Raw genomic sequence first — 11998 nt, 5'->3', positions numbered from 1 at the left:
TATGGAAATCACCACCATTATCGGGATTGTTATCGCAATTGTGATTATGCTGTTTGGTATAAGAATGCTGTTCAAAAAACCTGTAGAGGCTGTACCTTCACTGGATGCCAACCTGCATATCGACCCGGATAGCCAGACACCGATCATTCCAAGGCATGTACGTTCTCAATTGGCACAACAGGATGTCGAATCTGATCGTATCGAGCCAAGCCTAGGCATAGATGAACCAGCTCCTGAAAAACCTTCAGTATTTCAAAAGGCTGAATCAACTCCGGTTGAGCCGACAGTGGTCGAAACTCTTGCTGTTGTCCCGTCAACAGAAGCTGAAGGAGTGGCAAAGTCGGCAGCAACAGCAGCAGATATTCCGCAAGTAAAAGCAGAGCAGGAGAATAGCCAGACTGAAACCAAGGAAGAAACGCCTGAATTCAGCCTGAACAGCAACATCGAAAAAGCAGAAATTTCTGAATTTAATGATGAAAGCAGTATTCTGGATGCACATCTGCATGAGCAAAAAATAGTGGATGAAGAAAGTGCTTTGTCCAATGCTGAAACCATTATTTCTTTGCATATCTATCCGCAAGGCCGTGTACTTTCAGGTGATAAAACCCTGAAAGTTTTACTGAAATATGGCCTGCGTTATGGCGAACTGGCCTGTTTTCACCGTTATAGTGAAGACGGTTCAAAACTGCTGTTTTCGGTATTGCAAATGACCGATACTGGTATGGAAGGCTTTGATCTGGAAACACTTTCGACTCAGGAAGTGAAAGGTCTGGCATTCTTCCTGGCTTTACCGCATAGCGATGTACAAAATGCGTTTGATACCATGGACAGTATTTCACGTTTGATTGCACGTGAAGTGGATGGTCTGGTCTATGACCAGAACCAGCAGGAATTTACCCCACAATTACGTGAATTCTGGCGCCATCAAGCAATTGATTATCGTGCTGGACAAGGTACGGAAGTTTAAGGCTGCTTTGTTCAATCTCCAAGTTGAATCTGTAGACTGCAATTTTTATAATAGCCAAAAGCTGAATATTCTACAGGGCGGATTTTCCGCCCTTTTTTATGGTGAAATTATGACCCAAGATGCCACTGTCATTGCGCAAATGCGTCAACTGATTCAACTGCTTGCCAAGCATAACCATGCTTATTATGTGATGGATCAACCGAGCATTGAAGACAGTGAATATGATCAGCTCTTTCATCAGCTCAAAGCCTTAGAACAACAATATCCTGACCTGATCCAGTCCGATAGCCCGACCGATAAAGTGGGTGGGCAGGCGCTTTCAAAATTTGTGACCGTAACACACGCCGTGCCGATGCTGTCATTGGGTAATGTCTTTCATCAGGAAGAGCTGCTGGCTTTTGCCCGCCGTATTGAAGAACGTTTGCCAAATCAAAAAATTGAATATGATGTTGAACTGAAATTTGATGGTCTGGCCATTTCACTCTGGTATGAGCATGGCGTACTGACGCGTGGGGTGACGCGCGGCGATGGGGAAACCGGTGAAGACATCACCCAAAATGTCAGAACCATTCGTAACCTGCCGAAACTTTTATCTCCGGTGAATGGCATCATTCCCGATTTACTGGAAGTACGCGGCGAAGTATTGATGCCAAAATCCGGTTTTGAAAAATTGAATGCAGCCAATGCCGCCAAAGGTGAAAAGACCTTTGCCAATCCGCGTAATGCTGCGGCAGGAAGTTTGCGGCAGCTGGACCCGAATATTGCTGCCTCGCGGCCATTGGCTTTTTATGCTTATGGGATTGCTCAGTGCGTGCCGCATCATGGTCAAACCACTATGTCCGCCAGTCTGGAATGGTTACATCAGTTCGGTTTTGCGGTTGGCGAGCGTCACTTTATCTGTGACAGTATTCAAGACGTGCAAAAGGTCTATGAACAGATCATTGATGAGCGTGCCAGCCTCAGTGTCGAAATCGATGGCATGGTAATCAAGGTCAATGATCTGAAACAGCAACAAAAATTAGGTTTCCTGAGCCGTGAACCACGCTGGGCCACAGCCTATAAATTCCCTGCAGTAGCAGCCCTGACCACAGTTGAGAATATTAACTGGCAAGTCGGTCGTACTGGAACCCTGACACCGGTCGCGCGTTTAAATCCGGTCGCTGTCGGTGGAGTAACAGTTTCCAATGTGACCTTGCATAATATCGGCGAAATTCACCGTCTGGATGTACGTATTGGCGATACCGTCAGTGTCTATCGTAGTGGTGATGTGATTCCTAAAGTTGAAAAAGTCTGGCCAGAATTCCGTCCGGTTGATGCAGTCGAGGTGCATTTACCTGAACAATGTCCAGTCTGTGATTCACCCGTGGTCATGCCAGAAGGCGAAGCCTTAGCGCGTTGTTCGGGTGGACTATATTGTGCAGCACAGCGTATTGAGGCGATTCGTCACTTTGTCTCGCGCAAGGCTATGGATATTGAAGGTCTGGGTGACCGTTGGGCAGAATCGTTGCTGCATCTGAATCTACTTAAAGATGTCTCAGATATTTACCATCTGCATGAACATCGTGAGACTTTGCTCGGTATTGAAAAGATGGGCGCCAAATCGGTTCAAAATCTTTTAGATGCTATCGAAAACAGCAAAAAAACCACACTGGCTGCTTTTATCTATGCTCTCGGTATTCGTGGGGTGGGTGAAACTACGGCGCGGATGCTGGCTAATACTTTCCAGACGCTGGATGCCTTACGTGAGGCAGATCTGGAAGCATTAAAGAAAACTCCAGATGTTGGTGATATCACAGCAGAATGGATTCTGGATTTCTTCCAGGCACCGCATAATCTGGAAGTCCTGGATCGTTTGTTAGCTGCGGGTATTCACTGGGATGCGCCAATTGCAGCAACGCGCCAACCACTGAATGGCGAAAGCTGGGTGGTGACGGGTACTTTAAGTTCCATGGGACGTGATGAAGCGACGCAATTGCTGCAAGCCTTGGGTGCACGTGTTAGCGGTAGTGTTTCTAGCAAGACCAAATGTGTGGTGGCGGGTGAAAAAGCGGGTTCTAAGCTCGATAAAGCGGAAAAACTCGGTGTACCTGTGATCAATGAAGCGCAATTTATTGCTTTGATGAAAGAGTATGGGGAAATCGAAGACTAATCAGTTCTAAACAATGACTCAAATAAAAAAGACACCGAGGATAATGAATCTTCAGGTGTCTTTTTTATTGCTAGTTCAAAACTATAGGTGAATGAGAGGGGGAGGATAGACAAATACAAGGACGGGTTCGGCAATGTGAGTTGAATTCACGTACAATATCGATTCATTTGCAGGTATAGATCCTGCCTTATTGATTCTGTTCTCCCGTTGATGATTGGCATACACATGGCTCAAGCAAAGAAATCTTTTCCGCAACAAAAATCGGAATTACATGCACGAAATCTGCATCGTAGTCGTTACGATTTTCCTCAGTTAATCAAGAGTTGTCCGGAACTTGCCCCTTTTGTCAGCCCGAATCAATATAACGATCTTTCAGTCAACTTTTCTGATCCTCAAGCTGTGAAAATGCTCAATAAAGCATTGCTCAAGCATTTTTATGGTATTCAATATTGGGATATTCCTCAAGATTATCTTTGCCCACCTATTCCGGGTAGAGCCGACTATATTCACTATTTAGCGGACTTGTTGAGTGATAGCAATAAAGGTCAGATTCCAACAGGACACGCCGTTCACGTATTAGATATTGGGGTGGGCGCGAACTGTATTTATCCGATTATTGGTCATCGTAGTTATGGTTGGAAATTTGTTGGCTCAGACATTCATCCTGCATCGGTAAAAAGTGCTCAATTTATTGTGGAGGCAAATCCAAATCTCAGGAAGGGGATTCAAATTCGATTGCAAAAGACACCGAGCAATATTTTCAAAGGTGTGATTAAACCTTCAGATCGTTTTGATTTGACCCTGTGTAACCCACCATTTCATGCTTCGCAAGATGAAGCAAATGCCACAGCAACGCAAAAAATACGCAAACTTGGTAAACCGGTTGATCGGTCTAAAGTGGTGTTAAACTTTGGCGGACAAAAGAACGAGCTGTGGTGTGACGGTGGAGAAGAACGCTTTGTTTGTCAGATGGTACAAGAGAGCACACAGTTTGCTGAGCAATGTCTTTGGTTTAGTACACTGGTTTCTAAGAAAACCACATTGCCTATGCTGTTAAATACCTTGCGTAAGTGCGGTGCAGTGGAGGTAAAAACCATTAAAATGACGCAGGGGCAAAAAGAGAGTCGTTTTGTGGCTTGGACTTTTCTAGATGCAAAGCAACAGCAAGCGTGGAAAAATGCGCGTTGGACTTCTGCTTAGCTTGTTTTTAGGCAGGAATAGTGAGCTTGTGGGCGCATAAGTCGGTGTAGTAGCTCAAATTTAATCTGACAGACACAATAAAAAATCGGTAACTGTCAGATCAGGTTTGAGCTAGTACGATTAAGGAATGTATTTTTTTACGACGCCATCATCGAGCAGCTGCTGGAAATGTTCTACCAGACTTTCTTTCACCGGACGATACTCAATACCGAGCTCATCTTTACTTTTCTGCGCATTAAAGAAAATTGGATAACCCATATTCAGTTCTACAAATTTGCGGCTAAAACCTGCTACAGGCCCGAATATTTTGAAAGCTGCTTTGGGCAGTTGATTGCGTGGGAACGGAAACTTATTGCCGAAATGTGCCCGTAGAATTTGGCCCATTTCCAGCAGGCTCAAGCTTTCACTACAAATGATATAACGGCCATGCGCTTGCGGATTAAACGCAGCACGGATATGCGCTTCAGCGACATCCTGAACATCGACCACGCCATTCCACATCGGTGGAACGCCAAGCAGCATCATGCCATTGGCAAACTGTTGCAGGACTTCCACACTGCCGGATTGGGTATTTGGCGTTAAGGATTGACCAAAAACCAGTGCCGGATTGATACAGATCAGGTTCCAGCGATCTTGTGCTTCAGCCATTTCCCAGGCTTTGCGCTCTGCCATGACTTTGGAATAAGGATAAGGCTGATGCGTGGCCGAACTGGTGGTATTCCAGCATGATTCATCAAAACTGTTATTTTCAGTTTGTAGAATATCAATGGCATCGCCATAGGTGGATGCGATACTCGATGTGACGATCACGCGTTTCACTGATTCGGCCTGATTGACACTATTCAATACATTTTCAGTGCCTAACACCGCAGGTTTGATAATATCTTTGACTGCATCTTTATAATTGGTGACGACAAAAGGTGAGGCCATATGAAAGACAATTTCACAACCTTGCATCGCCTGATCAAAAGAGCCTGGGCTTAATAAATTGGCCTGAAATAACTTGAGAGTTCCCGGCGTGCTGTCGGCAATTTTTTCTAAATGAGCAAAGCTTTTACTTTTATTCAGGTCACGCACCGTGGCATGTACGGTATAGCCTTGTTTGAGTAATTTCTGGATGACCCAGCTGGCAATATAACCCGATGCACCGGTAACCAGAACAGGCGCTATTGTTTGTGGATGTGTCATATCGGAACCGTTGTTGTTTTAAATTTGTGTGAATGATAAGCGAAATTCAAGCATGAAGTACGCCAATGCAGTGATGTTTATACAAAAAGAATGAATCTCTCTGGTCAAAATTGAGATTTACAAATTTTAACGTATGTGTTTATTTGCCGGTTTTAGGTTATTGCCAAGCGTAATGAAAATGCAAAGTGTTGTTTTATAAATGGGATTTCATTAAGAACGAAGTGTAAATGCAAGTACTTCTCATTTTAATTATATAAAAATCAAATATTTAACCATGGTTAAGCTTTGCAAATTCAATTGCTTTTCGCCATAATAGCAAGATACAGGTAGGGAGTTATTCAAATGCGCGGAAATCCAGAAGTCGTAGATTATTTAAATATGTTGATCGGTGGCGAACTGGCTGCTCGTGACCAATACTTGATTCACTCTCGTATGTATGAAGATTGGGGATTGACCAAAATCTTTGAACGTATCGATCACGAAATGCAGGAAGAGTCCCAGCATGCGGATGCGATTATCCGTCGTGTTCTGTTCCTTGAAGGAACGCCAAACATGCAGCGCGATGACGTTGAGATTGGCGATGATGTAGTGAGCTGCCTGAAAGCCGATCTAAAACTTGAATACCATGTGCGGGAAAAACTGGCGCAGGGCATCAAGTTATGCGAAGAAAAAGGTGACTATATCAGCCGTGATATGTTACGCCAGCAAATGTCAGATACCGAAGAAGACCATACTTACTGGTTAGAAAAACAATTGCATTTAATCGAACTGATTGGTCTGCAAAATTATATTCAGTCACAGATGTAAAACCGGATGAATAAAAAACCCAGCATACGCTGGGTTTTTTTATATGTTGAAAATGCTTAGTTGTTGTTACTCATAATGCCAATTTTTTTGACTTCCAGCCGTTGAGCCGCCGCCATGACCATGGCGATATGTTTATATTCTGTCGCACGATCTGCCTTGATTTTAATCTGATCCTGATCCGCTTTTTGCGCTACTGTCTTGAATAAGTTTTCCAGAGCTTGGGTATTTGCTACCGGCTGTTCATTCCAGAAAATCTTGCCTTGTGCATCGAGACGTAATTCCACCAGTTCCGGTGGTTTTTCATCGGTTACAGGAGGTGTTCCATTCGGCAGGTCAATATTAATCGAGTTATTTGGCAAAGGAATCGTGATAATAAACATAATCAACAAGACCAGCATGACATCAATTAGTGGCGTCATGTTCACATCTAACATCACATCATCATCTTGATTTGAACCAACATTCATACCCATAAACTTAATCCTTCTTTGTGCTTAAGGTGTAGCGGGCGGAGTGGTGACAAAAGCAATTTTGCCAATACCGGCCTGTTGGGTGGTACTAATCACCTGATCAATTGCTTCATAAGGTGTTAACTGATCACCACGAATATGCACTTCAGGCTGCGGACGTTTCTGGGCTTCTGCCTGTAAACGGCTCAGTAAAACGGTTTTATCTGCGATATAGATTTCGTTCCAGAAAATATCGCCAGTTTTATTGACAGCCAGCTGAACATTTTCTGGCTTGGTTTCATACGGTACATTTCTTTCTTCGGGTAGATCGACAGGTACGGTATGAATGGCAACCGGTACAGTAATCAGGAAGATAATGAGCAGAACCAGCATAATATCAACCAAAGGTGTGGTATTAATGGTTCCAATTACCTCATCATCGCTGTCGTTTGAATTGACCATCATTCCCATGGCTGATGCCTCACTCTTACTTCACGTCACGATTAACAGGATTATTGGTTGTAATTTCACCGCTGAGTAATACTGCGTGTAAATCAGAACCAAAGGTACGGACTTCTTCCATGACCGCTTTATTACGGCGAGTTAACCAGTTGTAGCCAAGTACTGCCGGTACTGCAACTGCCAGACCAATTGCAGTCATGATCAGTGCTTCACCCACTGGACCTGCTACTTTATCAATGGATGCTTGTCCTGAAACACCAATGGCAGTCAGAGCATGGTAAATCCCCCAAACCGTACCAAACAGGCCAACGAAAGGTGCGGTAGAACCGACTGTGGCAAGGAAGGCTAGGCCGCCACTCAGATGGTTCTGGATCTTGTCAATTGCACGGGAAATTGAGATGGTGACCCAGGTATTGAAATCAATACGCTCAAGTAAATTGCCACCATGATTTTTGGTTGATTTAATCCCTTTTTCCGCAATAAAACGGTAGACGCTGGCTTCATCCAGGTTCTCGGTGGCATTATCTAGAGAAGAAGATTCCCAGAAAGTATTTTCAGCTTGCTTAGCCTGTTTGCGAATCTTGCCTTGTTGTAGGCATTTGCTGATCATGATGTACCAGGTGCCGATCGACATGACCACCAGAATAAACAAAGTGATTTTCGAAACAATATCACCTTCTTTCCACATGGCTTCTAGGCCATAAGGATTGTGAGCAGGTTCTTCAGCCGCAGCCGGTGCTGGAGGCGTCGGTTCAGCCACTGTCGCTGGTGTTGCCGCTGTTTCCGTTACGGTACTAGTTGGCGTAGCAGACGGTTCGGCAAAAACTGCTTGCAGGGGCAATAAAGTGCTCATGGCAATCACACCGGCAGCAGTCATGTTTTTTAAAGGTTTGAATGATTTTTTCATAGTGGATCTCCTGATTTTTCTTTATCTTTTGTATGTGTTAGTCAAGGACAAATTCATATGGAATGTCATACCAAGATTCTTGCGGCTCGCCATTTTTCATTGCTGGTTTGAAAGTACATAAACTGAAGGCCTTGGATGCTGCGCGATCCAGCGCACGGCTACCGCTCGACTTTTTCACTTTGGCATCCTGGACCTTGCCGGTGGTATTTACATATACAGAGATCAGAACTTCACCTTGCTCTTCATTCATCAGTGCATCACGTGGATAGTCTGGGCGTTTACAACCTGCTTCACCTTGTGAAACACCACGAGTTACGCCAGCGGGTGGAGGAGCTGGGGCTGGAGCGGCTGCGACTACTGGAGCCGGTGCTGCTACCGGACTTGGTGAAGGACTCGCTGCAACGGGAGTAGGTACTGCAACAGTTGTCGGTTGGGTTGGTGTTGGAAGTGTTTTCTGTACAGGAACGACTTTTTCAACCGGTTTCACCTCAGGCACTTGTGCTACTTTTTCCACGATTTTTGGTGGTTCAGGTGGTGTTTCTTTTGGTGGCTCAGGTTCAGGCGGCTTAATATCTTGAATAATCATTAGCTCAACTGGCTGTTCCGTCGGTTTAATAATGTCTTTTGCCATACCAGCCATGAGTACCAGGCCAACCAGGATATGCAAAAAAACAACGACCCCAATACCAGTCAGTTTTTTGGCGGAGTTTTTTTCTAAGTCTTCAAACTTTGTGCCCATCATGACTCCTAGAATTTAAGACAAACAGGAAATAGTGCACTGATGAGAAATTTTTTTTAGTTACAGGCAGCATTATTTTTTGTTTGGCTAAAATTAAACGGGGAAAACCGCAAACACCGCTTGACAGCAGTGTTTGCGAAGTAATTAATTAAAAGAATTTATAAGTACCACGTAGGAAGTAGGTACGGCCCATTGGATCACCGTGACGAGGGTCATAGCCATATTGAGCATTGTTGGTTGCATCAGAAGCAGGTGGTTCTGCATCAAACATGTTGCGAATACCTGCAGTTAGCTCTAAATTCTTGAATCCGCTATAGGTGCCTGCAAAGTTATAAAGCGTATAGGCACTTACATCACGTTCTTGAGAAAAGTCTTCATAACCACGGATATATTGTTGTTCTAGTCTCATTTTCCAGTCTTCATAAGACCAGTTGATATTGGCAATATGTCTCCAGCGGACGACTGCAGGATCATCATAGATGCCGACGAGCCCTTCCCATTCACCGTTTGGTTCTTCTTGCTCATCCATTTTGATGACATAGGTACCATCAATCCCAAAACCAAAACGGCCTGTTGCTGTCATTGGGCTTAAGTAGTTCAGGCTGAGGTCAATCCCTTCAGTTTTTAATCCACCCATATTTTGTAGAGTTGTATTTAAATACTGGATACGACCATCTGGAGCGTAAACGATCAGATTGCCATAGCGATCAAGGTCATTAAAAATGTCATTAGGAGTAACTGAGCTGACTAAACCTTCAATGTCAATATTGTAGTAATCAGCGGTGAATACCAGATTCTTGATTGGTTCATATACTAATCCGGCTGTAAAAGAGGTTGATTCTTCTGGCTGTAAGTCTGGGTTACCACCTTGTTTACGCTTGAACTGCATACCACATTGGTCTGCAAATTGGGTGCTGGTCGGTTGACCGTTAGCATCACAAAAACGTGGGTTATTGAAGTTAGTGCTAGTATTGGTTTCACTTTGTAAAGAGTTGATTTCCCACATACTTGGGGCACGGAATCCAGTACTATAAGAACTACGGAACATTAACTCTTTAACCGGTTCCCAACGTAGGGATACTTTTGGATTGAAAGTATCACCAAAGTCACTATAGTCATCATAACGTGCCGCAAGTTGAGCTTCTAGAGTCGGCAAGATCGGTACATGTAATTCAGTAAACACCGCAGTAATATCACGGTCACCTGAACTTGACGGTTTATTTGGATCAATACCAGAACCTGGAACCTGGCGAACAAGATCGGCATTCACCTTGGCTTCCCAGTCCTGAGTGGTGTAGCTACCACCCAAGGCAAATCCAACTTCACCTGCAGGTAGTTCATAGATTGGACGGCTGACGGTGAAATCTATAGTGGTAGAATCCAGACTTGCCATATTTGTTGGGCCTGCCACATCAAAAGTAGACCATTTCCCAGCATCTGCAGCGGCCTGAGGACCAAATGGGTTTAAGGTGCCATCATTAAGTGCGGCTTGAACCAAACTTTGATTCAGGTAACCACTGACGAAATTATCAGTTGCTTCACTTTTGGCATAAGTAACGCCACCATTTACATCCCAACCGTAGACTTCACCTTCAATCCCTGCAAAAAAGCGGTTTGATTCATTTTCTGATTGAGAAACACGGTTACCTGATTGTGAACGTAAATAAAGTGCTGCTCTTGGATCTACCAGACCAGCGATGTCTGGTGTAATGCCGTTGCCTGGATAATATTTGCTGGTATTTGGAATAGAAAGACTACCTCCCCATACATCAGGTGCTATCGAGGTTTTTACTTTACTTTCAGTATAAATATATTCAGCAACCGCATTTAATGAATCGGTTAATTTGAAGGTACCTTTACCTAGAGCTGAAAAAGTTTCTTCTTCTGGAGTAATACCAATGAGTGCTTGAGTGTTTAACAGGCAACGTGTACCAGATACAAACATATTTGGTGCATTATTACAGTTTTGATTGATATAAGGGTTAACTACACCTACACCTGAATCTAAAAGGTTGGCAGGGAAGCCGGCACTTGAACCGATCGCCATGTTCAACTCTGGAATTAAACCACCACGACGGCTGACTTTACGATCTTTGGCCATGATCATGTCAGAAGTACGATAATCGACTACACCGTAAACGTTGAAACCTTGTTCATCCAGATCACCATAACCACCGAAAATAGAGACATCATATTTGTCGCCATTCTTTTCTTCAGGTGCTTGCAGTCCACCAGAAATACCGAAACCTTGGTATTCCTTTTTGATAATAAAGTTAATTACGCCGGCAATTGCATCTGCACCATATACTGCAGAAGCACCATCACGCAGAATCTCGATTCGCTCAACCATCGCGAGCGGAATAATATTCAGGTTAACTTCAGAAGTACTAAATGGGCTGTTAGCCAAACGACGCCCATTTAATAAAACTAAGGTCTTATCAGTACCAATCCCACGCAGGTTGGCAGAAGAACCTGAAGTATTACTTTTACCAATATTTTGAGAAACAGCAAAACCAGCTTGGTTAGCACTTACTTTATTAATGGCTTCTTCAACCGTGGTGACCCCCTGATTCACCAGATCTTCGACTTTAAGCACAGTAATAGGAGATGCACTTTGTGCAGCTACTCCTTTAATAGATGAACCTGTCACTGTCACTTTTTGAACCTTGGTAGGTTGAGCGGCAGAGTTTTCTGGTTCATCGGCTGCATGTGCCAAAGACAAGCACATCATACTTAAGGTAAGCGTACTTAACTTGAGTATTGTCTTGCCAACTGTTGGAGCCCCCATAGATCCGACTAGTTTGTTTATTTTCATCGTAATTTTCACCCTTTTGTTATGTGAAGTAGTGCTGGGAGGAGTTAAGCAAAGCGGATGCCAACTTATAAATCATTATTTCTTATAATTATTAACTATATGAAAATATTGGATATAATTTGGTGTTTTTGGGGGTTGACTAAGTTCTGATGAAGAAATATCAAGATATTGAGGTTGAAAATGTGAACTAAGTCACTAAAGAAAACCATGGTAAAGTAAAAAATAAATATTTAATGAATAAGAAAGGAGTCTAAAACTGAAGGGGAAATTGAATAAAGTTTAATCATGGTGCATGATTTTTACATAAAATATACA

At 43.5% G+C, this 11998-nt stretch carries 10 protein-coding genes; 4 read left to right on the top strand and 6 right to left on the bottom strand.

Features of this window, described 5'->3' with window-relative positions; all coding sequences use genetic code 11:
• Nucleotide 1: 1 nt before the first annotated feature.
• The 3 genes from F890_RS13315 to rlmF all read left to right on the top strand — a co-directional run bounded on the left by F890_RS13315 (nucleotide 2) and on the right by rlmF (nucleotide 4316).
• Entirely contained in the window at nucleotides 2-967 is a 966-nt protein-coding gene (locus tag F890_RS13315) for a cell division protein ZipA C-terminal FtsZ-binding domain-containing protein (RefSeq protein ID WP_005262524.1), read from the top strand.
• Between the two features lie 109 nt (nucleotides 968-1076).
• Nucleotides 1077-3116, top strand: a complete 2040-nt coding sequence (gene ligA, locus F890_RS13310; protein WP_034619185.1) for an NAD-dependent DNA ligase LigA — start codon at nucleotides 1077-1079, stop codon at nucleotides 3114-3116.
• 225 nt (nucleotides 3117-3341) lie between these two features.
• Nucleotides 3342-4316: a 23S rRNA (adenine(1618)-N(6))-methyltransferase RlmF gene (gene rlmF, locus F890_RS13305; protein WP_017397973.1), complete on the top strand. Its 975-nt coding sequence runs from the start codon at nucleotides 3342-3344 to the stop codon at nucleotides 4314-4316.
• A gap of 120 nt (nucleotides 4317-4436) precedes the next feature.
• Here rlmF and F890_RS13300 read toward each other — a convergent pair whose 3' ends face one another.
• Nucleotides 4437-5504 (bottom strand): SDR family oxidoreductase, encoded by a 1068-nt coding sequence (locus F890_RS13300; RefSeq protein WP_005262518.1) that lies wholly within the window; start codon nucleotides 5502-5504, stop codon nucleotides 4437-4439.
• A gap of 342 nt (nucleotides 5505-5846) precedes the next feature.
• On the opposite strand from F890_RS13300, the gene ftn reads away from it, so the two are divergent.
• On the top strand, nucleotides 5847-6311 hold the full coding sequence (ftn, locus tag F890_RS13295; RefSeq protein ID WP_005262516.1) for a heteropolymeric bacterioferritin subunit Ftn: 465 nt from the start codon (nucleotides 5847-5849) through the stop codon (nucleotides 6309-6311).
• Nucleotides 6312-6367: 56 nt separating this feature from the next.
• Here the strand turns inward: ftn and F890_RS13290 are convergent, their stop codons facing one another.
• The 5 genes from F890_RS13290 to F890_RS13270 form a co-directional block, all read right to left on the bottom strand.
• The gene (locus F890_RS13290) at nucleotides 6368-6784 is read right to left on the bottom strand and encodes an ExbD/TolR family protein (RefSeq protein ID WP_004279208.1); all 417 of its coding nucleotides are present in this window, start codon (nucleotides 6782-6784) and stop codon (nucleotides 6368-6370) included.
• Nucleotides 6785-6805: 21 nt separating this feature from the next.
• Nucleotides 6806-7231, bottom strand: coding sequence for an ExbD/TolR family protein (locus F890_RS13285; protein WP_004279209.1), 426 nt, complete (start codon nucleotides 7229-7231; stop codon nucleotides 6806-6808).
• A gap of 16 nt (nucleotides 7232-7247) precedes the next feature.
• Nucleotides 7248-8129 carry a MotA/TolQ/ExbB proton channel family protein gene (locus F890_RS13280; protein WP_005262515.1) on the bottom strand — a complete coding sequence of 294 codons (882 nt, stop codon included), beginning with the start codon at nucleotides 8127-8129 and terminating at the stop codon, nucleotides 7248-7250.
• A gap of 37 nt (nucleotides 8130-8166) precedes the next feature.
• Entirely contained in the window at nucleotides 8167-8868 is a 702-nt protein-coding gene (locus F890_RS13275; RefSeq protein WP_004646084.1) for an energy transducer TonB, read from the bottom strand.
• A gap of 148 nt (nucleotides 8869-9016) precedes the next feature.
• The gene (locus F890_RS13270; RefSeq protein WP_005262514.1) at nucleotides 9017-11683 is read right to left on the bottom strand and encodes a TonB-dependent receptor; all 2667 of its coding nucleotides are present in this window, start codon (nucleotides 11681-11683) and stop codon (nucleotides 9017-9019) included.
• Nucleotides 11684-11998: the final 315 nt, after the last annotated feature.

The sequence above is a fragment of the Acinetobacter sp. CIP 64.7 genome (assembly GCF_000369745.1).
In the GTDB taxonomy this organism is placed as follows: domain Bacteria; phylum Pseudomonadota; class Gammaproteobacteria; order Pseudomonadales; family Moraxellaceae; genus Acinetobacter; species Acinetobacter fasciculus.
The sequence above is the reverse complement of the archived record's forward strand: the minus strand, read 5'-3'. Positions and strand labels throughout refer to the sequence as shown.

What these genes read in the sequence shown, in the direction of transcription:
- F890_RS13285 (WP_004279209.1), bottom strand. Translation starts at nt 7,231, where the DNA reads ATGGGAATGATGGTCAATTCAAACGACAGCGATGATGAGGTAATTGGA.
- ftn (WP_005262516.1), top strand. Translation starts at nt 5,847, where the DNA reads ATGCGCGGAAATCCAGAAGTCGTAGATTATTTAAATATGTTGATCGGT.
- ligA (WP_034619185.1), top strand. Translation starts at nt 1,077, where the DNA reads ATGACCCAAGATGCCACTGTCATTGCGCAAATGCGTCAACTGATTCAA.
- F890_RS13270 (WP_005262514.1), bottom strand. Translation starts at nt 11,683, where the DNA reads ATGAAAATAAACAAACTAGTCGGATCTATGGGGGCTCCAACAGTTGGC.
- F890_RS13315 (WP_005262524.1), top strand. Translation starts at nt 2, where the DNA reads ATGGAAATCACCACCATTATCGGGATTGTTATCGCAATTGTGATTATG.
- F890_RS13280 (WP_005262515.1), bottom strand. Translation starts at nt 8,129, where the DNA reads ATGAAAAAATCATTCAAACCTTTAAAAAACATGACTGCTGCCGGTGTG.
- F890_RS13290 (WP_004279208.1), bottom strand. Translation starts at nt 6,784, where the DNA reads ATGGGTATGAATGTTGGTTCAAATCAAGATGATGATGTGATGTTAGAT.
- F890_RS13300 (WP_005262518.1), bottom strand. Translation starts at nt 5,504, where the DNA reads ATGACACATCCACAAACAATAGCGCCTGTTCTGGTTACCGGTGCATCG.
- F890_RS13275 (WP_004646084.1), bottom strand. Translation starts at nt 8,868, where the DNA reads ATGGGCACAAAGTTTGAAGACTTAGAAAAAAACTCCGCCAAAAAACTG.
- rlmF (WP_017397973.1), top strand. Translation starts at nt 3,342, where the DNA reads ATGGCTCAAGCAAAGAAATCTTTTCCGCAACAAAAATCGGAATTACAT.